Below are 22,439 nucleotides of genomic sequence, written 5' to 3'. Positions count from 1 at the left end.
TGTGTACAGAAATCAAGTTACAGCTTCCAACCCCTATCCATGCCCACTGAACTCAGGGACTCTTGAATTTTACGGAGTATACTAACCAAAAGATAAAGTTTTTTTGCGACTTTCTTAATTTAAGATGAGAAACTAGCCAGTCTCTTTTGGTTCGTTCTTTTCCTTGTTGTGCTTAATCCATGAACTTTTTTTTTGCTCAAGATGTGTCTGTTTATCAGCAGCTGACTTCAGGGATGCAAACGCTTCCTCAATTCTTGCCCCATAGTCCTGCTACTCTACTGTCACTTTTGAGATCACAAGTTGATTTACTCATTGAGCAACAGATTGCAGCTACTTTGTGGATCAAGCTACCACCTGGAAAAATTTGGCACTCAGAAATTCAGCGTTATCACCAACAACTGACAGTATCTGATGTCATTCGTACTTTGCGCATTGAGGAAAGCAAAACGGAAGTAGAAAAAGAGGGTGAAGACGCCCAGATTATGAGACAAAGTGACGCAGAGAATTGTTTTGTCTCTGTGTCTGAGTTTCCCCGTTTTCACGAACAGTCGCCACCTTCCAAGCTTCTACAAGTCGAGGAACCCACTCAGTATGTGTCTTTTTGTGCTCCCCCATCTTCTCCTATATCTTTATCTTCCCAATCTTTGAGGGTTCAGATCCTACCCAATAGCCTGTTACAACGAGAATACTTTGTGATGGTGTTGTCGTCACAGTTTTGCTGTCTCATTCTGGCTCATAGACCATTTAGAAAAGGCAACAACAGCTTAGCGAAAGCAAGCAGAAAAAACAACCCACCGTTACTTGCTGTCACGACTTTTGAAGGACAAATTATTCAACAAGCGTTAGATATTATTAAACAGGCTATCACACCAGAGTCATCCTTACTGATACCTGCTGATTTTATTTGTCCGCCAGCACCAAGTCCAACACTCATGAGTCAACTGTTGGCAAAACAATTACAGCGACAGGATGAAATTCATCGTCAAATAACGATGAGGCGTGTTGCTAGGATGCAGCAGAAAAATCAAAAACTGCACGAGATGCTACAACTCAAAGATGAATATTTGAGCAATGTGTGTCAAGAACTGCGAGCACCTCTGACACACATGAAGACAGCGCTGAGTCTTTTAAGTTCCCCTCATCTCAAACCCACTCAGCGACAACGGTATTTTCAGATGCTCAAACAAGAGTGCGATCGCCAAAATGCTTTGATTACCGGTGTCATGGATCTGGTACAGTTAGAGCGGGATTTAGCGCAGATGCCTTTGGAGATTGTACGTCTTTCGGAAGTTGTACCTGGAGTCGTTAGTATTTACCAGCCTCTAGCCCGAGAAAAAGGTATCATGATCGCTTACACCGTACCAACTGAACTTCCTGCTGTTTGGTGTGTCAGCGGTGGACTAAGGCAGATTGTGATTAATTTGCTTTCTAACAGTCTTAAATTCACATCCATTGGTGGACAGGTTTGGGTACAAGCGCGTGTTCAGGGTGATTATGTTCAACTAGAATTTCGCGATACTGGTATTGGTATTACCGATAGCGAGATTCCTAAAATTTTTGACCGCTTTTATCGCTTACGTTCAACTACAACACAAGATCCTGGTGGTGTTGGCTTAGGTCTATCAATTGTGCAATTATTGCTATGTCGTTGTAGTGGTTCTGTTTCTGTCAAAAGTAAGCTATGTGAAGGTTCCACTTTTACTGTGCGACTAGCCATAGCTTCTGTTCATCCCCCACAAGAGTCCATTTAAGGTTAGTCTGAGATTCAAAGTTTATGTTCATCACCTTAATTGCAGATTATGGTAATGGTGATCCGGCTTTCGTTGAGGTGACACAACGGTTACTCATGGTACTGCCTGGATCACAGATTCACACTCTCTCAGTTCCTGCCTTTAGTACTCTGGCGACAGGTTTTTGGATTGCCCAACTAGGTCTTAATCCTGGTCCTCCGGAGCGTCTTATTTATCATAACTGTGCGCCTCGCCAAGATGATAAACAACCTCGACAAGACAATGAAGGTGAAGGACTGACTTATGTAGTCTTACCTAACGGTGTCAAAGTCGTCGGCGTTAATGCTGGTTACAGTCTCTCTTTTCTCAAGAAATATGCACAAAATATGTATATTGTCAAGGTTTCTAGAGGCGGCTCGCAGTTTCGCTCACGTGATGTCTTTCCCAATGCTGTAGCAGCTATTGCTAAAGGCGACTTTAGCCTTTTAGGAGAAGTTTTGCATCCAAGTAGTATACCTGATTATCCAGGCGATCGCGTTGCTTGGACTGATGGTTACGGTAACATTAAAACCACAATTGCAGCAGATACTGTCAATCTTAAACCAGAAGAAAAGGTTGTCATCCGCGTTGGTGATGTTGTCAGTGATGCGGTATACTGCGATGGCAGTTTTAAAGTGCCAGAAGGAACTTTAGCTTTTTCTCCTGGGAGTTCTGGTTGGTCAATGGCTGATGGATCAAAATCAGTTCGTTGGATGGAACTGTTTTTACGTGGTGGTAACGCTTGGGAACGCTTTGGTAAACCCCGTGTTAATCAGGTGATTACTCGCATTGGATAAAGCACCAGTACAGTAAGCCCAAAAACCCGGTTTAGTGTTTGATGAAAAGAACGAGTTAAAGCTTTTTGCTCAATTCAAAGAAACCGGGTTTTTTACACCAATGCGTGACTAATCAACGCCAATTTTTTTAACCGAGTAGTATTGAATTTGTACGACTCCAACAACGTCGAATAGCTGCAAACTCATCTAAAAGTGAAAAAACACCTTTGACATAATCCTTGCCTGTCCACTTAGATGCTCTTATCAATCCACGTTCCACAAGAGTCTGACGCAGAACCGTATCATCCCATAATGACTTAATAGCTAGAGCAATCTGTTCTGGCTCTTTGGGATCAACTAATAACGCTGCATTTCCTAGTTGCTCTTGAGCACCTGAAACCTTTGAAGCAATAACAGGACATTCCAAAGCAAATGCTTCTAAAGGCGGTAAATTATCAGGACCAAAAAATGTTACAAAAGTCAGGGCAAATGCATTACGGTAGAGAGCAGTTAAATCTTCCTGAGATACAAATCCCAGAAAATGAACCTGTTTAGATAGCTCTAATTCATCTGCCATTTTCCTAATATATTCCTTATTTCCTTTGTCTGAGCCAGTAAACACGACTGGAAAAATAAGATTATATTTATCTTTTAACCATTTAACAGCTAGTAGCAAACCAGCATGGTTTTTGTGAGACCAAAATTGAGCAGGATAGAATAAATAATTTTGTGGAAGATTATACTTCTGAAAAATTTGCTGATCGTCATCTAAAGTAGTACTTAAGGTAAATCTGGGCGTTGGAAATGGTATGACTCTAATACGTTCTTCTGGTACTTGATAAAGTCGCTCAACTTCCATCTTTCCTGCTTCTGTCCCTGTGATAATGAACGAAGCTCGCTTTAACATAGTCGCATAAGCTTGTTCTCGCGTATTCCATTCGCCTTTTATACTGACTTCTGGAAAATATGGTTGCATACGATGTTGCAAATCCCATACTGTTGTAATATAAGGCAGCTCCATTGTTATGCAATCTGGTCTTAAATGCCAAATAATGTCGATGCCATTTTTAACTAGAGTATTGAGAAGAAATTTTGAATGCCATTGTTCTATTTTGAAACGACTTCGTGGATGGCGCAGCTTCTGTAAAACAGCAGTTTGAATGGCGGAAAATTTATATTCTCTACGTTCTTGTAACTTAGCAGAAATAGATAAATACTGGATATTCTTTGACAGTAAGACTGCAGAAGGAGTTTTTTCACTCCAACCACATACGACAAAAGTGTGATTGCTTTCTGTTTCTAACTTTAGGATCGAATGAAATATTTCACTATTAAATGTATGACCACCACCAATATCTGGTAATTCTTCACTTAAAAAGACAGCAACTTTCATTCATGCTCTCCCAATAAAGTAAACTCCCCAGGTATTAAAACCTGCTTCCTGATTACTCATCCATTCACCAGAAGCAACAATTTGTATCTTAAATTCTCGCAATAAAAACTCAATTTCTGGTTTGAATAAGTAGCGCATTTGATGAGTTTCTTGTAACACCTCAACAGTGTCACTATTTTTCTCTCTAATGAAAATTTGATAATTGACATCTACACAATTTTCATTTGGATACATGACTGGTTCAGCAATTCTCGTTAAGAAAATCTGCTCATCTTCTAAACGTTTTACTCTGACTGTGGGGCGATCGCTCAACACTGCTGGTCCATACCAAACATCAAAAATAAAAATTCCACCCGGTTTCAAATGCTCTTTAACTGTCGCGAAAGTCGCTAGTAAATCCTCATTCGTTGTCTGGTAACTAACGACATGAAATAGAGATAAAATAACATCAAAAGTCTGATTTAGCCTGACGGTACGAATATCTCCATGAGTAAATTTTAGCTGAGAGCCTAAGTCTGGTGAAAGACAACAGAGGCGTTCATCAGCTTTTTGCAGCATCTGGTGGCTAATTTCTACTCCATGAACTTGATAACCTTGCTTTGCCAACAAAAGCGCGTGAATACCTGTACCACAACCTAACTCTAAAATGTTTCGAGTCTCTGATGCATGGCTTTTAATCAACTGTTGAATAAACTGTGTTTCTCCAAGATAATCTTTATCCCGATACAGAAGATCATAGTACCGAGCATAGTTGTTAAAAATAGTCATGATGATTAATACTTAAGTTTTAGATACAATCCGTGATAACAAGAAACTGATTTTTCTGGATGAAAGGGAATTATGCAAGAATCAACTCTATCTTCCCAAATATCAATTAACTCATAACCAATCGTACTTAATTCTTCTATAAATTGGTTTTTCTTGAACACATACTGTGGATAAAAAACCTTGCCTCCATTTTGTAAAGTCACAAACTGTTCACCATCATATAAAGGCAAACGATTTATCAATACATGTTTAGGTTTACCATTTTTAAAAAGTGTCTTAACTGAACTTTCTACATACTGAATGGTTCCAGAAGAAAGAAAAATTTCTTTCTCATTTACATCTTGAGAATTGATGGTAAAATCTAATCCTTGAACACAGCGTTTTGTAGCAAGACTTACACCAGCATTAACTATTGTCGGCACATCGCAAACTGTCCACTTTAAATTGGCTGGATACTCTATATATTTTGCATAACTATAAAAATGAATTCCAACATTACCGCCAAAATCAAAAATTGTTTGAATCTCCTCATGAGAAAAAATTGAGTTGAGCCAGAAGAGAACTGGATAATCAAAAGAACCAACAACACCACCGCTGTTCTCCCAGTTATTTTCCTCTAGCATTTGCTGGTATTCGTGAGCTAGATTGGCATCATCGTATCCAATATTTTTCGTTCTCGGTGATGCTTGGATAGCTTGCTCAAATGTTTGAAAGACTCCCCAAAAACCGCCGTAGCAGTCTCCAGCAAACTGGCGCTTATACTGGGTTTCCTGAAATTGTCGGTAAATCTGTTTAGCAAATGGAATTTGCTTAAGAATTCTCTTCATTTTAATATATCTTTAACTGCCAGCACTACCCGTTCCATTTGTTCATCCGTCAGTGCTAGTCCGCTAGGAATATAAAAACCTCGACGAGCAATTCTTTCTGCTTCTGGGTAAGATTCTCCCTCAAATAATCCCATCTTTTTGAATACAGGTTGCTCATGCATACACCAAAAGAAAGGACGAGTCCCAATCTTTTTTTGAGCAAGACGCTGCATGACTTCTGTTGCATCAAACGATACTTCGTCTTTCAGAACTAAACCATATACCCAGTAGATATTATTTGCATATTCAGTCTGTGGCAGCGGTAATTCTATACTAGGAATATTTGCAAATAATTCTGTATAAATCTGTCCTATTCGTCGCTTACGTGCTATGAACTCATCTAAGCGTTCTAATTGAGCAACCCCAATCGCTGCTTGTATATTACTCATCCGCATATTCCAACCCAACTCCTCATGCACAAACCGTTTTTCTGGTTGGAAGCATAGATTCCGCAACGAACGACATTTTTGTGCTAAAAGTTCATCATCGGTGAGCAGCATTCCTCCTTCACCTGTCGTGATGTGTTTGTTGGGATAAAAGCTGAATGTACTGATGTTGCCAAAGCTACCACAAGGAATACTTTTATAGGTTTGACCATGCATTTCAGCTGCATCTTCAATCACATATAAGCCATACTTGTCAGCTAAGGCTAAAACTGGTTCCATATCTACAGGTAAACCATAGATGTGGACAACCATAATTGCTTTTGTTCTGGATGTTATCTTTGCCTCAATTTGGCTAACATCCACATTCCAGGTGTTGCGATCACAATCTACGACAACTGGAATTGCACCAGCGCGGACGATAGCTGCAGCACAGGAGATAATAGTGAAAGTCGGCAAAATCACTTCATCTCCTTTGCCAATTTCCAATGCAACAATTGCTGCATCAAGAGCAACAGAACCGTTACTGACAGCAATGCCATATTTGCGTCCCATACGGTTCGCAAATTCTTCTTCAAATTGTCTAACAAATGGTCCTTCAGAAGAAATCCAGCCCGTTTCAATACATGAAATCAAGTATTTCTTCTCGTTACCATCTAGCAGAGGCTCATTTACTGGAATTGGGTTCATTATCGACTTAATTCAATGACCATTACTTGACTTGCAGAGCAGTTCATATACACCGAACACATCTCATCAATTTTTATAACTCTATGATATTTGTCTGTTATGAACCAATACCAATCAAGCTCATTTCATCTTCTTTCTTAATATACGAATTTTGCTTCACTTCTATTCTTTCTAATTCTTGGTTTAACTGTGCTATTTTTACTTGCGCTGAAGTGATACCACTAAACCTAGTTTTATCCTGTTCTCCCACATAAGGGCCTTGTTTCACCTCTATCATTTCTATTTCTTCAAGCACTTCAAAACCGTGACCACCACTCACTAGTAGAATGACATCACCTGCTTCTAAAATACGGCTTTCTAAGTATTGCTGTTGATCGTTATAGAAATCTACCCGCAGTTTACCTTTTTTTAGAAACAGAACTTCTTGTGTATGAATAATTTCTCTGCGAACAGAGTTATGAACATGAGGCTGAATAACTTTCCCTGTTGGATGATGCATATAAGCCAACTGTTGAGAAAGGTTATTAGGAGTAAAGAAATGAATTCCAGATTTTTGAAAACTGTTAGATACAATTAAAGCTAAAAGCTGATTGCAGTGCAGAATATTTTCAATCATTGTGTTCAAATATTAGTAAGTAGGCGCAAATAAAATGTACTTGTTGAGAAGGTGTCAATCGTCAGAGGCTTCGTTCTTGAATTCTGGATTCTGAATTCTTTTTTAACTTTTGCTTTGTTCGAACATTAGGAAGTTGTGTGCTTTTGCTGAGCCACTGTGCCTTTGGAGGTTCCCCTCGTTGAGCACTTGCTGTTAATTTAATTATTACAAATCAATGACGCTAGTATCCAGTTTTTCATAAAAAAAACACCGTAATTATACTTGAATTAAATGTAAAAAATATAGTTTTTTAAAAGGAAAACGCTGGAACGTTTGTAAAATCAAGCTTTTAGCCATGACAGAAAAAAATGAGCTGTTGAAAAACAATTTAAAGAATTTAAGTAGTTTTGTTTTTTTCCAGGTACAGCAGTGGTTGATCTGAATAAATAAGGTATAATTTTTTCCGTATTTAATAGCGATCATGACAAATTCGTCACTAGAACGAATGAAAATTAAGAGTCAGGAGACAGAATTTTTCTGTCTCCTGACTCCCATATTTTGGATAAAAAGCTTGTTAATCACCAAAAAATAAGTAAGGCAGGCAGTGCCCACCCTACTAGACTGTACATGGTCAATAAGACTACATCATGCCCATACCGCCCATGCCGCCCATACCGCCCATACCGCCCATACCGCCCATGTCAGGCGCACCACCGGCGGGTTTCTTCTCAGGTTTCTCGACGACAATCGCTTCAGTGGTTAAAACCATTCCAGCGATGGAAGCAGCGTTTTGTAAGGCTGAACGCACGACTTTTGCAGGATCGATAATTCCAGCAGCAATTAAGTCTTCAAATTCCCCAGTAGCAGCATTGTAACCAATGTTGAAATCAGTTTCCCGCACTCTGGCGACAATAACAGAGCCTTCAACACCAGCGTTGTCTGCAATTTGACGCAAGGGGGATTCAAGCGATCGCCCTACAATATCAGCCCCAATCTGTTCTTCTACCTCAAGAGTATTTTTGACCTCTTGCACTTTCTTGGACAAATGAATCAGTGTTGTTCCACCACCAGGAACGATTCCTTCTTCCACAGCAGCTTTGGTAGCATTAAGAGCATCTTCAATTCGCAGTTTACGGTCTTTGAGTTCGGTTTCTGTCGCCGCACCCACTTTAATGACTGCAACTCCACCGGCTAACTTGGCGATCCGCTCTTGCAGTTTTTCTTTATCGTATTCTGAATCGGTTTCTTCTAGTTGTTTACGAATTTGACCAATTCGCTTCTGTACGTCTGCTTTTGCGTTTTCACCAGCAGCGACGATGGTAGTGTTTTCTTTGTCAATTGTGATTTTCCGGGCAGTTCCCAGCATTTCCAAAGAAGCAGTATCTAAGCTTAAGCCGATTTCTTCAGAAATCATTTGACCGCCAGTGAGAATGGCAATGTCTTGTAACATTGCTTTACGGCGATCGCCAAATCCAGGGGATTTGATGGCGGCGACAGTTAGCACTCCCCGTGCTTTGTTGACTACCAAAGTTGCTAAAGCTTCCCCTTCTACATCTTCGGCGATAATCAGCAACGGTTGACCCAAACGAGCGACTTTTTCCAAAACTGGAACTAAGTCTTGGACACTGCTGATTTTTTTATCAGTAATCAGGATGCGGGCATTTTCAAATTCCACCGTCATCCGTTCGTTGTTGGTGATGAAGTACGGAGAAATATAACCCCTGTCAATTTGCATCCCTTCAACAACTTCTAAATCGGTTGTCAGGGATTTAGATTCTTCAACGGTGATCACACCGTCTTTGGTGACTTTCTCCATCGCCTCAGCCAACATTTGACCGACTTCTTCGTCGTTTCCAGCGGAAACAGTCGCAACTTGGGCGATCGCCGCACCTTCTACAGGCTTAGCGACTGCTGCAATTTCCAGCACCAACGCCTCAACGGTTTTGTCAATTCCCCGCTTTAGGGCAATAGGGTTGCTACCTGCAGCAACATTCTTCAAACCTTCTTTAATCAACGCTTGCGCCAACACAGTCGCTGTGGTGGTTCCATCCCCAGCCACATCTTTGGTTTTTGACGCCACTTCCTGGACGAGTTTTGCCCCAGTGTTTTCTAACGGGTCTTCCAGTTCAATTTCTTTGGCAACGGTGATACCATCGTTAACAATTTGGGGTGCCCCAAATTTTTTCTCTAACAGAACGTTACGACCTTTTGGTCCTAAAGTAATTTTCACAGCATCAGCAAGAGCGTTGATGCCACGTTCTAACGCCCGTCGCGACTCTTCATCAAATGCAACAATTTTTGCCATGTTTTGTGTTCTCTAGCGCTTCCAATAGACAATTTAGCACTCAGCGGGCAAGACTGCTAATCCTTTCACGTGAAGAATTTAGGAACAAGTTCGCCTCTATGCTTTGCGGCTAGAGCGTTTCCCCTGCCTACTGCGGAGTTCCGGTCACGCATTTGTCCCCCGCCCATTTTTTTACGTGTAAGACCTCGTCAGCAAAGAGAACAAAGGACGCACAAAATGAGAAAAATCCGACAACCTTTCCTCACGACAGTCGTGGACCGCTGTACGAGTACTCGTGAAGGCGACAAAAACGGAGATCACGAACCCAAGACTAGGGGCGACAATCCCAATTATGAGAAGCAACTTCTTAAGAGATTACACAAGAGAGTTAGGAAAAAATTGACTAATATACATTTGATGCTTATAAACAGTAGCAGTAATAGTTAAATCGGGAGATGAACATATATAGCTCCCTTCGTTCGCTTGGCATTGCTGATCCTAGCGGTTCCGGCTGGTTAGCAGTAGTATTTACATTTCTTTTAGCTTGTAGCGTTACTTGGCGTTTGATTCCGGCAGTTCGCAAGTTTGCCTTACGAGTAGGTTGGGCTGACCAACCGAATGCACGACGGCTTAACCGAGAACCTTTGCCTAATGCAGGAGGTCTGGCTATTTACGCAGGAGTCATTGCTGCTGTGGTTTTGGCTAGTCTGTTACGACCGATTGAACTTGAAAGAGTACTCGCTCAGGTACAGACAATTCTTTTGGGAGGTTCGGTATTAGTTCTTGTGGGCTTTATCGATGACCAGTTTGGTTTACCCCCTCTTGTTCGATTGTTAATTCAGATACTCACCGCTCTATTATTGGTTGCTAATCGTATTACCATTGAATTCTCTTTTGGAACTCCTATTGACTCTACAATCTCAATAATACTAACAGTACTATGGGTAGTAGGTATCACGAATGCCATCAACTTAATGGATGGTATGGACGGTTTGGCGGGAGGCGTCAGCTTTATTACCGCCATAAGTTTATTAGCGGTTTCAGCTCAGGTTCCTAACCGTGCAGCAGCAACATTAGTTCTAGCAGCATTGGGAGGTGCAGCTTTGGGCTTCTTGCGTCACAACTTCCATCCCTCACGCATTATTATGGGTGATGCTGGAGCTTACTTTTTTGGTTATGTGCTAGCTGCTACTAGTATTTTAGGTAACATCCAAGGACCCACGGCTGTCTCCCTGGTAGCACCCGTTTTGTTTTTGCTGTTACCAGTACTCGATACCACTCAAGTGTTTATCCGACGCCTGATGGCAGGGAAAAATCCTCTGAGTACCCCTGGTAAAGATCACTTGCACCACCGCTTGTTAGCTTGGGGTTTATCTCAACGCCACGCTGCACTGATTCTTTGGTCTATTGCTTTAATTTGCAACTTGCTGGCAATGAAGCTACAAAATATGACCTTGGTACAAATGCTTGTCACAACCACTGGGATCATTGTCTTCTTAAGCTTTATTGTCTTGCAAAGGATACGACAGGCGTAACAAAAATGGGAGAGATGGGCAGAAATTTAAAATTTTGAATTAGATCCTTCGCTTTGCGATAGATCCTGCGCGATGCGTGAATTTTGAATTCATTTGTCCCCATCTCCCTGTATCCTCTATTGTTTCTCCTGGTTCCGGTACTCTACCTACAAAATTGTGGTGTGCAGTGATCATGAAAATCTGTATTGTTGGCGCGGGTGCTATTGGTGGTTACTTGGGAGCAAAGTTGGCTCTATCGGGCAATGAGGTGACGTTGATTGCTCGTGGTGCTCATTTAGAAGCAATTCAAAAAAATGGGCTAAAACTGATGATGGCGGATGGCAAGACCGACATAGCGACTCCAAGTTTGGCAACCAGTGATATAAGTCAAGCGGGAATCCAAGATGTGGTGATTTTGGCTGTCAAAACTACGAGTGTGGCGGCGATCGCCCCCAGTCTCCCCTCTCTGTATAAACCTGAAACAATGGTAGTGACGGCTCAGAATGGCATTCCCTGGTGGTACTTTCGCAAACACGGTGGCGAGTATGAGGGAACTCAAATTCAATCTGTAGATCCGGATGGTACCATTGAAGCTCATATTGGTGCTGACCGCGTGATTGGTTGTGTTGTTTACCCAGCAACTGAGATAGTTGAACCGGGTGTGATTAAACATATTGAAGGCGATCGCTTCAGTCTTGGTGAAATCGATGCTTCTAAAACCGAACGGATTCAGTTGTTAGCGCAAGCTTTGAAGTTGGCAGGTTTGAAAGCACCCATACGCACTCAAATTCGTACCGATATGTGGGTGAAGTTGTGGGGAAACCTCGCGTTTAATCCCATCAGCGCCCTGACGCGTGCAACACTCGATCATATTTGCCAATACCCTTTGACTCGCGAACTCGCAAGACAGATGATGAGCGAAGCACAGGCGATCGCCCAAAAGCTAGGGATTGATTTTGGCATCACCTTAGAGCAGCGTATTGAAGGTGCCCAAAAAGTTGGTGCTCACAAAACTTCGATGCTGCAAGATATTGAAGCGTTTCGTCCGACAGAAGTTGATGCGATCGTCGGCGCTGTCGCAGAACTGGGAAGACTCACGCAAACTCCCACACCCCATATTGATGCTATCTATGCCAGTGTCAAGTTGCTGGAGAAAACCTACATGGGGAACTAGAAAAATATAAGCTCAATGATATAGCAGGAAGTGCCAATTCACTTCCTTCCTAATGGCAAAATAATTTGTCACAAAATGATGTTAGAGCGTGTTTATAAATTCGGCAAAAACCTTGATTTGTCATGCTGTTCGCGTCCCGCAGCGCGTGCCGTTCGGCGATAGCCGTGGCGTCAGCCATAGGCATACGTAACGATAGCGTAGTGTAGACACGTTGGCGCAGCGCCCCCTTAGGGGCGATTTTTGCGTAAGTCTTGTAGTTAATACTTGTTTGATGACTGCATAACTAAACCTTGGTTTCACCTATTCACCGAATAGATAAGTAGAAGAGTTGCCTGGAGTCGTTGATGAAGGGTTAACTTTATATATTTTGTCAATCAGTAATAGTACTTAAAATTATGTACAACATAGCTCTTCTTTTTGAACTTTGAATGTTAGCGTAGCGTGCCGTAGGCAGCGAATACTTGAATTTCAGCGGAGCGAAGGTTATGGTGCTAGATTTACGGAAATTTTTTCATGCTACTAATCCTAGTAGGACTCTAAGTGCAAAAAATGAGGAAGACCAGAAGTATTACATTGATTTTTCCTCAGTGCGCGGTGGCAAGATTATTGAGGAACTTAAAGATAATATCACGTTCTTTTCGCCAGATAAACCGACTTGCGAACTGTTTACAGGTCACATCGGTTGTGGCAAGTCTACTGAGCTGCTGAGGTTAAAGGCGGATTTGGAGCGCGAAGGATTTCACGTCATTTATTTTGAGTCGGATCAAGACTTGGAAGTTGGTGATGTTGATATTAGCGATATTTTGTTGGCGATCGCCCGCCAAGTGAGTGAAAGTCTTAAAGATTTGGAAAAACTCGAAATTGCTGAACCCAAAGGGCTGAAGAATTTGCTTGCAGGTGCTGCCAAACTGTTGCAGACAGAAATGGAGGTTTCTGCAGAAGCGACAATTCCTGGGATTGGCAAAGTCACTGCTAGCACAGGGGAACAGTTTTCTTTGGAAGCGGATATTCTAGGTCTCGGTCAAGTCAGTGCTAACAGTAAGAAAGGTATCTCGTTGGTAGCGCTAGGCATTGGCAAGATTACAGCTAAAGCCAAAAATAGCCCAGAACTTCGCAGTAAGTTAAGAAACTATTTAGAGCCGCGAACAAACGGAATTTTAGAGGCAATTAATTCAGAACTGCTGACACCCGCCAAGGAGAAACTCAAGCAACACGGCAAAAAAGGACTGGTTGTGATCGTCGATAATCTCGACCGCCTAGAAAATTCTCAGAAACCCTGGGGACGTCTTCAAACTGAATATTTATTTGTAGATCGGGGCGACCAGTTGCGCCAACTGGACTGCCACGTCCTTTACACAATGCCGCTTGACTTGCTGTTTTCTAATGCTATTGGTCGGTTAACTCAGCGTTTTATGGTAGATCCTAAAGTGCTACCAATGGTGTCAGTGCGGTTGCGAGATGGTACCGAGTGTACTGAAGGAATGGCATTGCTACGGCAGATGGTCCTGGCAAGAGCATTCCCCGATGTTCCACCAGAACAGCGAGTCAACTTAATCACAGAAGTTTTTGATTCCCCTCAAACTCTAGATCATCTATGCCGCGTCAGTGGAGGTCACGTCCGAGAATTGTTAAGGCTTCTCAATGACTGGATCAAAAAGTACCGAATACCGCCGCTTGGTCGTGAAGGTTTAGAAAGCGTGATTAGAACGCGCCGCAATCAAATGTCATTGGCGATTACGGAAGATGAGTGGGAGTTGCTGCGAGAGGTTCATAAGCGCAAACTCGTGACTGGAGACGAAGGTTACTTAGTTCTGATTCGGAGTATGTTCGTCTATGAGTATCGCGACAGTCAAGGGTCTTGGTTTGAGGTGAACCCAATTCTGGCAGAAGCCAAGGAATTAAATTGATGACTTTTGTACAACGAGCCGAAAATACTGCCGATGACTCTAACCAGAAAGCGTTGGAGGAATTGACAAGAGCAATTGAGTGGAATGCAGGCGAGTTTTCCTTCATCTTGGCTCATTGTAATTCTGTTGCAAAGCAACAGCGCTTAGTTTCAAAGTTGCCAAAGTATTGCTCGGTCGATATCAGCGAAATTCTTCTGGATAAATCTGTTCAAACTCTGTTTGGGGCTATCCAATCTGAACTTGGAACAAAAAAGCCGGAAGCGTTAATTATCTGCGGCTTAGAATCAATCAGCGCTCTCGATAAAGTGCTGACTAGTGCTAATAACATCAGAGAGGAATTTCGTAAAAATTTAGACTTTCCGCTCGTTGTCTGGGTAACAGAGAAAGTGCTGAAAAAAATTATTAGGTTAGCACCGGATTTTTACAGTTGGGCGACAACAGTTGAATTTCAAATCCCCACTCATGAATTAGTAAGTTTCATTGAGCAAACAGCCGATGCTGTTTTTAGCAAAGTTTTAGAAGCAGGTGCGGGCGTATTTTTGGATAGTGATGATTTTGAGTTAGGCATTGGTTCACCACACCGAGTCGAATTGGAGTCAGCAAAGCACGAATTACAAAATCGAGATATTAGATTAAGCGCTGAATTAGAAGCAAGCTTGGAATTTGTTCTGAGTCGAGATACTGATACCTCAATAGAGCAATCTCGGCATCATTTGGAACGAAGTTTAGAACTTTGGCAAATTAACCCGAATCTGGAACGGCTTGGGTGTGTGTTATACAGTCTGGGATTGTGGTGGTACACTTTTGCCGAGAGAAATCGAACGGAATGCGATCATGATCGCGCTTACGCTCAAGCCAAAGATTATTTTCAGCGATGTGTTGACGTATTTGAACAAGCAAATCGCCCTCATTTATCTGCCAAGTTTATCAACATTTTGGGGGTGACTCTACAAAAGCAAAAAAAGTGGGATGAGTTAGCAACTGTTGCTCAAAAAGCATTAAATCTCCATCAAATCTATTGTGATCCATTTCGGTTAGCACGAGCTTACGGTTTGCTGGCTGAGTTGCAATTAGCCAAATTGGATTGGAAAAAAGCGAAACAATATGCACAAACAGCACTCTCGCTTCTTTTAAGTGCTTCTTGTGCAGTCTCAACAACTCCTATTTCGTCTGCGCTGAGGAAAAATTTAGACTGGGCACTTTCTTATCATCAAGGATGTTATTTATTAGCATTAGCAAGAGCACAGCAAGGTTTAAATTTAATCCAAGAAGCGATTAAAACCTTGGAAAAAGCGAAAGTAGAAACTAAAATTCATTACGATCCGCCTCTTTACCTGCAGATTTTGGAAGAATTGCGAAAGTGCTACTTCCAGCAAAGGCAATATCTCACAGCCTTTGAGATTAAGCAACAACAGCGCTCGATTGAGCAACAGTACGGTTTTCGAGCTTTCATTGGTGCTGGCAGATTGCAGGCAAAACAACAGGTGGATAACCCTGTTATGCCTCAGTGCGATCGCCAAGGAACTGTTGCGCAAGAAATAGTTGCTTCTGGAAGACACAGAGATATCGACCGCTTAATTGAGCGCTTAGGTCGTCCTGACCACAAACTTACTATCATTGTTGGACCATCAGGCGTGGGCAAAAGCTCACTTTTGCAGGCAGGTTTAATACCAATTTTGAAACAAAAATCGATTGGGACTCGTGATGTTTTACCTGTTTTGCAGCAAGTTTATCCTGACTATAGTATGAGAGAACTAGGCAAATCTTTAACAGAAGCACTGATAGAAAAGAAAAAAATACAGCCGGACACTGCGAACATAGACTCGATAGAAAGTCTGCTAGAGCAATTGAGACAAAACATTAATAAGAATCTATTAACAGTTATAATATTTGACCAATTTGAAGAACATTTGTTTCTATATAAATATCCGGAGCATCGGCAACATACTTATGAATTAATGGCTCAACTTTTAGAAATACCTTATGTGAAAATTATTTGTTCGATGCGGGAGGATTATCTGCATCACTTATTGGTTTGTAATAACCAGGATTTCATTAACTTAGAAGTTATTAATAATAATATTTTAGATAAGAAAATTCTCTACACTTTGGGTAATTTTGTGAGAGATGAAGCGAAATCAATCATCCGAAAGCTTAGTGAATCAACCCAGTTTTACTTAGAAGAATCACTAATTGATAAACTCGTGCAAGATTTAGCAGAAGAAGTCGGAGAGATACGCCCAATAGAATTGCAAGTTGTAGGTTCGCAACTGCAAACAGATAAAATTACAACCCTGAAACAGTATCAGCAGCTAGGAGACAATCCAAAAGGCAAACTTATCGAGAGATTTTTAGAAGAAATTATTAAAGATTGCGGTCCAGAAAATGAATGTGTCGCCCAGTTAGTCTTATATTTACTAACAGATGAAAACAACACTCGTCCTCGAAAAAGTCGTGCTGAACTATTAGATAATTTAGAAAATAAAGCCGAAAAGCTAGATTTCGTATTAGAAATTTTAGTCAAAGCAGGATTAATCTTTCTACTACCAGATGTCCCAACTGACAGATTTCAATTAGTTCATGACTATCTTGTGAGTTTTATTCGCCAGCAGCGAGGCGCTCAATTATTAAAAGAATTGCAAGAGGAAAAAAAGCAGCGCCAGCTTTCTGAAGCAAAGTTAAATCGGTTTTTAAAACGGCGATTACAAGAGGCGTATATCAGAGGAGCTGTCATAGCAAGCCTCACAGTCTTCGCCCTGGGAATAGCAGTGTGGGTAAACAAGCAAAATAAGCAAGCAGAAATCAGTGAAGTCAAAAAAGAAGAATTCAGAATTCAGCAATTTCTGAACTAGTGCGCCGGTACATTCATCAGAATCGAGGATAAAAAATCCGGTTTATTCGCCTGAAAAGATTGATATTTCGTCGATTCGGTTTAAAGAAACCGGGTTTTTGGCATTACTGTATCGACGCTCTAGAAGAGTTTAAGCATCGAGTGCTAACTTGAACTAACTCCTAATATGTACATTTTCTAACGCTTACATAGCAAGGATTTCAGAAAGTAAAGAAGAATGGTGCTTCTTTCAAAAGTTGCGAGGGGGTTTAATACTTTTGACTTCCCCATTGTGGGGCGCTTATATCTTGCACCTATTATCTCAAAATCACTTTTTAGATTCAATCAAGAAATTGATTCCTTGATCAAAAGGCAATATTGACTTTGGTAACATTGCATGAACACCTTTTTGCGGACTGTTGACAACTTGAGTAATACGAAAATTCACGGCTAAACTACACAAGACATAAGCATCTTCAGGTGACAACTTGATGAAATGTTCTAAAAAAGAAATCATATTTTTTAAAGCCAGTTCCAAAGCTTCATCCAATGTTTGACCAAATCCCATTGTGATGATATCTGTGGGAGTTTCGGCAATTGGCATTGTCAATTGTAAATCTTTGCGAACTTTTAACTGAATCGTGCCGTTCATTGAAGTCTCAATTGCGGTAACATTAACTTCCCCGTCTCCCTGTGCTGAATGTCCATCACCGATAGAAAATAAAGCACCAGGAACAAAAATTGGCAGAAAAATCTTGGTTCCAGCTTGGAGTTCCTGGTTATCAATATTACCACCATAATCACCAGGAGGAATTGAATTTCGGGATGCTTCTGTAGTCGCGACACCGAGAATACCAAAAAAAGGTTTCAGAGGAATTTTGATACCACTATCAATTGGAAATTCTGTAATCTTATTTTCTAAATCAAGAGGAATAAATCTCAAAGCTGGTTGATGAAATTGATGTGGTAATGCCCCCCAACCTGCGCGAATTGCATTAAAGCCAACAGGTAAACTCGGTGTTATTGCTTCTAGTTTGACTTCCAAAACATCTCCAGGTTCTGCACCCTGCACATAAATTGGTCCGGTTAGTAAATGTGGTCCTGCTGCAACTTTGCGTTCTGGAGGAAGATTTTGGCAAATATCAAGGAATGCAGGTGTGAGAAACTCTGGTGGTGCTTTGTCGTAAACGTAGTAACCAGTGTATGTTTCTACGTCAATTGTGTCGCCAGAGTCAACCGTGAGTGCTGGTTCTAAAAGATGAGAGAATCCACCTAGATGCACGGTTTCTTTGGTGGCTTTGAGAATGTGATGAGGCATTGTTGTTATGGTATTTTGTTATGTTTGTATTTTTCTCTCGTTCCTATGCTCTGCATAGGAATGTACTACAGGAGGCTCTCTTTCCCAGCAATTATTTGATATATTGAGGCAGCAGCCCACAGTTATGCATTCCTTGCCAGAGACAAGGAACGAGAAATTCTCTAATTCCTTTCTTTTCTGCACTTTCCTAATTATTCTGAACCAGAAGTATTTGTCGGACGCGCTAAGTTCATCTGACGCAGCAACATCACTCCCCAATAAGGAACAGGAGCAAGTAACACAGTACCGGTTCCCTCAAAAGTATTGACTAAAAATTCACCCGAAGTCATCGAACCGAAAATAGACTTAGTGGCTTTTTCAACTCGATAATTTAGGGTGTTCGTGCGAGCGATTGCAAAATTACCATCAACAACCAAGCGGTCATTTTGCAAATGCACCTCTTCAACAGGTCCTTGCGCTACCATGACCACTTTACCTCTACCTTTGACTTTAGTTTGAAACAAACCTTCGCCACCGATTAAACCAGAAAATAATTTATTTCTCTCAACGCTGACTTCTACAGTACCATCACTTGCCCAGTATGCTCCTCTATCTAAAATCCATTCACTACCATTTAATTCCATGATGTGAAATCCAGATAAAGAAGGCTCCAAATATAATTCACCAGTTCCTGTATAAGTAGGTCGAAAAATATTTTCACCTGTTGCTAGAGATTTTAAAAAACTACCGGCTGTTGGTGCTTTAGATTGCATAGTAATCTTGCCACGCATATAGTACAAAGCACCAGACTCCGTTCTCACGGTTTCGTTTTGCAAAATCACCTTGACTAAGCGCAATCCTTCTTTTGCGATAACTTCAAAAGTTGCCATTGCTTTCCTCTGTGATTACATGAATATAAATTTTTCGTTTTTCAAATTAAGTTTGCTGGTTACGTCACCTCCTTGAACGAACCTACCTGATTAATATTTTGATAATCACCTAACAAATATTTGTGGCTACAAACTGAATGACCTCCACCAATCCTTCCTTCGTTTTCAAATTTGTAAAAACAAAAGGTTTTTCTCCACGCATTTTTTTAGCATCTCGTTCCATGATACTTAAATCGGCACCAACATAGGGAGCCAAATCCGTTTTATTAATCACCAACAAATCAGACTTAGTAATTCCAGGACCACCTTTACGGGGAATCTTATCACCAGCAGCAACATCAATCACATAAATCGTTAAATCTACCAACTCAGGACTGAAGGTAGCCGCCAAGTTATCACCACCACTTTCTAAAAACACCAAATCCAAATCTGAAAACCGCATCTCCAATTGTTCAATGGCGGCTAAATTCATCGAAGCATCTTCCCGAATAGCAGTGTGAGGACAACCGCCAGTTTCTACACCTAAAATGCGATCGCCTACCAAAGCTTGAGAACGCACCAAAAATTGAGCATCTTCTTGCGTATAAATATCATTTGTCACCACGGCAATTTGATACTTGTCACGCATCGCCTTACACAAAGCATCAACCAAAGCCGTTTTACCCGATCCCACCGGACCTGCAACACCAACTCGAAAAGCATTCGCACTCATAGTCATTAGTCATTAGTCATTGGTCATGAGTCATTAGTAAAATACTTTTGACTTTCTCCGCATCCTGCTGTTGGCATTTTGACGATTTAACTACGAAACAGTCTTGTATAAAGTGTCTCATGTTTCATACTCGCCAACGACAAACCCCAACTACAACAACTTAATTCCTCATCTTTCAACTCGATAATCTCGTTTACTGCATCACTAAGCAATCCTTGCAAATCCAGCAATAACTGCTGTCCCGCTGTTTGTCCCAAAGGGATTAACTTCACCCCAGCAGTAACCATATGACCGACCCAAGTATGCAGATATCCTAGTAATGCTGCTTTTATATTAATATCCCAATGAGCAGCTGCAATACCAAAAGCAACTGCATAATTGCAAGGATTACCAACAGTGTTGACAATAGGTATGAATTGTGGATGTAATTCTGCAAGTAACCGGAGGAGCGATCGCCCCATTTGCCAGCTAGAGGCGCGTAATTCTTCCGTTTCTCGAACAGCAGATAACCACAGATTCCAATATGATAGCGCCTTGAAATCACCCACCTTCACAGACTGATAAGCTCGTACCATCACCGCCGCCTCCAAACGAATTGCGCCGTAACGCAGTTCCGCCTCTAACCAATGTTGTAAGGCTGCTTGATTATTAATCGTGCCATTCTCAACGAGCGTTTCCAAGCCTTCAGAATAACTATAGGCTCCTACAGGTAAAGCTGGGCTAGCTAGTTGCAAAAGATACAAAAGATGGTAATCGGTGAGTGTTATCGTGTGCATAAGCATGCGTTGGCGGCTGAAACGGTATATAGTATTACAAAACAAGTTGTTGCATCGCCGCTTTCTGAAGAAGCTCCACTTTTGCTGGGGATATATCTGAATAGACAAGAGTAAAAAACATCTTATCTTCTAAGGTAGCAACTCCTACAAATTGCTTATATATCGGTGTTATCGTTGCAGGAGCATAGATTGCTGCAATGTGGAGATGACCAAACTGCTTTTGGATATTTAATTGCCCTAGATTACTGACAAGAACATCGTAGCCTTTCGAGTCTTGCAACATATCTCGTACTATGTTGGGGCTTGGGTTTGTGGATAAAAAAGCTTGAGTTTCAGGGATATGCGCAAAAATTGCGTTCGGTAAGGTTTGTTGATTAAGTTGAGATTTGAGCGATCGCGCCAAGTTCCATAAAGTTAAATTGGGGGTAACGGTGACAGACGTAAGTGTTAGACAGAAGTAGTAGCCAAAATCCTCCTCAATCGGGGGCGAGAGCAAACGACGGATATTAACGGGCGACAAACATCTCAGTGTAGACGGCTCTTGAAAATGGTTTTGCTGGGCTTTTGTATCGCTTTCGCTATCAATCGCTAAGAGAAACGCAGCACAGATAGCAGCATGAACGCTCGTTTGCTCTTGGCGACAACGGTTGATGAGAGTGGAAGTTTCTTCTTTGGACAACGACCAAGAAAGTAGGCGAGGACGACTGCTTTGAGATAAGATTGCCTCTGCATTGGTAGAATTGTTGATAGTCGATTCAAGCGTTTGGATGTTGGATTTTGGTTCATCGTCAGCCATGAATAATTGACTGACTGCTTTTGGCGCGAATGCAGTCTGTGTTGAGTTCTCTAAATCTTGGTGAGATATATTGTCTTTGCTTGCAAGAGCTATTTCTGGAATCAAAGCTTCAAAAGGCGGGCGTTTTGGTAAAAGCTGCTGCTCACAATTAGGTGTACCGAGCACTTGTAAAATATCCCGCAACAAGTACGCAGTTGATAAGCCATCTGCAATCGAATGATGGCAGGTAACAACCAGTTCTGAGACATTGCTGGAGTGAAGAACTACCACCCGCACCAAAGGAGCTTGACTCCAGTCGAACGGATGAGAAAACTCTTGTTCTACTATTTGCTCCCAGTGTTTCTCGGACTGTCGTTGCAAAACTCGCAACGGAATACTCGCAACGTCCTCAATGAACCAGGGTTGTCTGTATATGTCAAGGACAATACGCACTCTGAGCAATGGATGACGTTGCTGAACCTGGGCGAGTGCTTGCTGCAATTGGTCAGTACTGAATTCTCCCACTACCTGTGCAGTCAATGTAAAATGGCACGGTACTGCCTGGTCATACAACCAAAGCAAGTGTTCTCCTACCCCAAGGCGTCGATACATAAAACTCCAATGTTAATTCAATGCAATTTTACTTTGCTGCATGAGTAATTAGGTTGAACACAACATTAACTTATGCATTTTAAAAAGCTCCTATCAAAACATAGTGGGAGGGTGAGAACTCCTGATAGCGTTTGCGCTAGTCCCTAAGAGGGACTAGCGCGGCGCTAGCCGTAGATGTAGTTTGACGCACGGAGGAAAACTACATCTGTGTTTTAACTAGGGGCGGGGTCTTACACGTAAAAAAATTGGGTCGGGGGTCTTACACGCAGAAATTGAGCCAGCCGACGCATTGTCCCCTCCACCAGACAGCCAGCCCTCGTTTTGTTAATCTGTGTTGTCTCCTCGGTGTGTCGAAGTAATAGGGTTGGGCAAACCCAAGGGCAAAAATGGACAACCCTTGTATTTTTGACTGCGACAGTCACGGGGTC

General features: G+C 41.6%; 17 protein-coding genes. 6 read left to right on the top strand and 11 right to left on the bottom strand.

Annotation, left to right across the window (positions count from 1 at the left end):
- The first annotated feature begins 179 nt into the window (after positions 1 to 179).
- Together DP117_RS24870 and DP117_RS24865 are read left to right on the top strand one after the other, a co-directional pair.
- Entirely contained in the window at positions 180 to 1,751 is a 1,572-nt protein-coding gene (locus tag DP117_RS24870) for a DICT sensory domain-containing protein (RefSeq protein ID WP_169220912.1), read from the top strand.
- A gap of 23 nt (positions 1,752 to 1,774) precedes the next feature.
- The gene (locus DP117_RS24865; protein WP_169220911.1) at positions 1,775 to 2,566 is read left to right on the top strand and encodes an SAM-dependent chlorinase/fluorinase; all 792 of its coding nucleotides are present in this window, start codon (positions 1,775 to 1,777) and stop codon (positions 2,564 to 2,566) included.
- A 127-nt stretch (positions 2,567 to 2,693) separates the two neighbouring features.
- Here the strand turns inward: DP117_RS24865 and DP117_RS24860 are convergent, their stop codons facing one another.
- The 6 genes from DP117_RS24860 to groL form a co-directional block, all read right to left on the bottom strand.
- The gene (locus tag DP117_RS24860) at positions 2,694 to 3,938 is read right to left on the bottom strand and encodes a glycosyltransferase family 1 protein (protein ID WP_169220910.1); all 1,245 of its coding nucleotides are present in this window, start codon (positions 3,936 to 3,938) and stop codon (positions 2,694 to 2,696) included.
- Entirely contained in the window at positions 3,939 to 4,706 is a 768-nt protein-coding gene (locus DP117_RS24855; RefSeq protein ID WP_169220909.1) for a class I SAM-dependent methyltransferase, read from the bottom strand.
- Positions 4,707 to 4,711: 5 nt separating this feature from the next.
- The gene (locus DP117_RS24850) at positions 4,712 to 5,533 is read right to left on the bottom strand and encodes a methyltransferase, TIGR04325 family (protein WP_169220908.1); all 822 of its coding nucleotides are present in this window, start codon (positions 5,531 to 5,533) and stop codon (positions 4,712 to 4,714) included.
- Positions 5,530 to 6,645, bottom strand: a complete 1,116-nt coding sequence (locus tag DP117_RS24845) for a DegT/DnrJ/EryC1/StrS family aminotransferase (protein ID WP_211176324.1) — start codon at positions 6,643 to 6,645, stop codon at positions 5,530 to 5,532. Before DP117_RS24845 ends, DP117_RS24850 begins: the two co-directional genes overlap by 4 nt.
- 97 nt (positions 6,646 to 6,742) lie before the next feature.
- Entirely contained in the window at positions 6,743 to 7,261 is a 519-nt protein-coding gene (locus DP117_RS24840; RefSeq protein ID WP_248277817.1) for a hypothetical protein, read from the bottom strand.
- A 619-nt stretch (positions 7,262 to 7,880) separates the two neighbouring features.
- A complete protein-coding gene (gene groL, locus DP117_RS24835) occupies positions 7,881 to 9,545 on the bottom strand; it encodes a chaperonin GroEL (RefSeq protein ID WP_169220907.1) in 1,665 nt (554 codons plus the stop codon).
- A 434-nt stretch (positions 9,546 to 9,979) separates the two neighbouring features.
- On the opposite strand from groL, the gene DP117_RS24830 reads away from it, so the two are divergent.
- The 4 genes from DP117_RS24830 to DP117_RS24815 all read left to right on the top strand — a co-directional run bounded on the left by DP117_RS24830 (position 9,980) and on the right by DP117_RS24815 (position 16,971).
- Positions 9,980 to 11,059, top strand: coding sequence for an MraY family glycosyltransferase (locus tag DP117_RS24830; RefSeq protein ID WP_169220906.1), 1,080 nt, complete (start codon positions 9,980 to 9,982; stop codon positions 11,057 to 11,059).
- A gap of 172 nt (positions 11,060 to 11,231) precedes the next feature.
- Positions 11,232 to 12,212, top strand: coding sequence for a 2-dehydropantoate 2-reductase (locus DP117_RS24825; RefSeq protein WP_169220905.1), 981 nt, complete (start codon positions 11,232 to 11,234; stop codon positions 12,210 to 12,212).
- 485 nt (positions 12,213 to 12,697) lie between these two features.
- Positions 12,698 to 14,119 carry an AAA family ATPase gene (locus DP117_RS24820; RefSeq protein WP_169220904.1) on the top strand — a complete coding sequence of 474 codons (1,422 nt, stop codon included), beginning with the start codon at positions 12,698 to 12,700 and terminating at the stop codon, positions 14,117 to 14,119.
- Positions 14,119 to 16,971: a tetratricopeptide repeat protein gene (locus DP117_RS24815; protein WP_169220903.1), complete on the top strand. Its 2,853-nt coding sequence runs from the start codon at positions 14,119 to 14,121 to the stop codon at positions 16,969 to 16,971. Before DP117_RS24820 ends, DP117_RS24815 begins: the two co-directional genes overlap by 1 nt.
- A gap of 306 nt (positions 16,972 to 17,277) precedes the next feature.
- Here the strand turns inward: DP117_RS24815 and DP117_RS24810 are convergent, their stop codons facing one another.
- The 5 genes from DP117_RS24810 to DP117_RS24790 form a co-directional block, all read right to left on the bottom strand.
- Positions 17,278 to 18,267: an acetamidase/formamidase family protein gene (locus DP117_RS24810; RefSeq protein WP_169220902.1), complete on the bottom strand. Its 990-nt coding sequence runs from the start codon at positions 18,265 to 18,267 to the stop codon at positions 17,278 to 17,280.
- 191 nt (positions 18,268 to 18,458) lie between these two features.
- Positions 18,459 to 19,136 (bottom strand): AIM24 family protein, encoded by a 678-nt coding sequence (locus DP117_RS24805; protein ID WP_169220901.1) that lies wholly within the window; start codon positions 19,134 to 19,136, stop codon positions 18,459 to 18,461.
- A gap of 109 nt (positions 19,137 to 19,245) precedes the next feature.
- Positions 19,246 to 19,848 carry an urease accessory protein UreG gene (gene ureG, locus DP117_RS24800; protein ID WP_169220900.1) on the bottom strand — a complete coding sequence of 201 codons (603 nt, stop codon included), beginning with the start codon at positions 19,846 to 19,848 and terminating at the stop codon, positions 19,246 to 19,248.
- 86 nt (positions 19,849 to 19,934) lie between these two features.
- Positions 19,935 to 20,624: an urease accessory protein UreF gene (locus tag DP117_RS24795; RefSeq protein WP_169220899.1), complete on the bottom strand. Its 690-nt coding sequence runs from the start codon at positions 20,622 to 20,624 to the stop codon at positions 19,935 to 19,937.
- A 34-nt stretch (positions 20,625 to 20,658) separates the two neighbouring features.
- Positions 20,659 to 22,011: a condensation domain-containing protein gene (locus DP117_RS24790; RefSeq protein ID WP_169220898.1), complete on the bottom strand. Its 1,353-nt coding sequence runs from the start codon at positions 22,009 to 22,011 to the stop codon at positions 20,659 to 20,661.
- Between the last annotated feature and the right edge of the window lie 428 nt (positions 22,012 to 22,439).

The organism is Brasilonema sp. UFV-L1 (genome assembly GCF_012912105.1).
In the GTDB taxonomy this organism is placed as follows: Bacteria; Cyanobacteriota; Cyanobacteriia; order Cyanobacteriales; family Nostocaceae; genus Brasilonema.
This window is presented reverse-complemented; position numbering and strand designations above follow the sequence as displayed.

Coding starts and splice junctions, on each gene's coding strand:
- DP117_RS24820 (WP_169220904.1), top strand. CDS start 12,698: ATGGTGCTAGATTTACGGAAATTTTTTCATGCTACTAATCCTAGTAGG.
- ureG (WP_169220900.1), bottom strand. CDS start 19,848: ATGAGTGCGAATGCTTTTCGAGTTGGTGTTGCAGGTCCGGTGGGATCG.
- DP117_RS24865 (WP_169220911.1), top strand. CDS start 1,775: ATGTTCATCACCTTAATTGCAGATTATGGTAATGGTGATCCGGCTTTC.
- DP117_RS24855 (WP_169220909.1), bottom strand. CDS start 4,706: ATGACTATTTTTAACAACTATGCTCGGTACTATGATCTTCTGTATCGG.
- groL (WP_169220907.1), bottom strand. CDS start 9,545: ATGGCAAAAATTGTTGCATTTGATGAAGAGTCGCGACGGGCGTTAGAA.
- DP117_RS24805 (WP_169220901.1), bottom strand. CDS start 19,136: ATGGCAACTTTTGAAGTTATCGCAAAAGAAGGATTGCGCTTAGTCAAG.
- DP117_RS24830 (WP_169220906.1), top strand. CDS start 9,980: ATGAACATATATAGCTCCCTTCGTTCGCTTGGCATTGCTGATCCTAGC.
- DP117_RS24860 (WP_169220910.1), bottom strand. CDS start 3,938: ATGAAAGTTGCTGTCTTTTTAAGTGAAGAATTACCAGATATTGGTGGT.
- DP117_RS24840 (WP_248277817.1), bottom strand. CDS start 7,261: ATGATTGAAAATATTCTGCACTGCAATCAGCTTTTAGCTTTAATTGTA.
- DP117_RS24815 (WP_169220903.1), top strand. CDS start 14,119: ATGACTTTTGTACAACGAGCCGAAAATACTGCCGATGACTCTAACCAG.
- DP117_RS24845 (WP_211176324.1), bottom strand. CDS start 6,645: ATGAACCCAATTCCAGTAAATGAGCCTCTGCTAGATGGTAACGAGAAG.
- DP117_RS24790 (WP_169220898.1), bottom strand. CDS start 22,011: ATGTATCGACGCCTTGGGGTAGGAGAACACTTGCTTTGGTTGTATGAC.
- DP117_RS24810 (WP_169220902.1), bottom strand. CDS start 18,267: ATGCCTCATCACATTCTCAAAGCCACCAAAGAAACCGTGCATCTAGGT.
- DP117_RS24850 (WP_169220908.1), bottom strand. CDS start 5,533: ATGAAGAGAATTCTTAAGCAAATTCCATTTGCTAAACAGATTTACCGA.
- DP117_RS24795 (WP_169220899.1), bottom strand. CDS start 20,624: ATGCACACGATAACACTCACCGATTACCATCTTTTGTATCTTTTGCAA.
- DP117_RS24825 (WP_169220905.1), top strand. CDS start 11,232: ATGAAAATCTGTATTGTTGGCGCGGGTGCTATTGGTGGTTACTTGGGA.
- DP117_RS24870 (WP_169220912.1), top strand. CDS start 180: ATGAACTTTTTTTTTGCTCAAGATGTGTCTGTTTATCAGCAGCTGACT.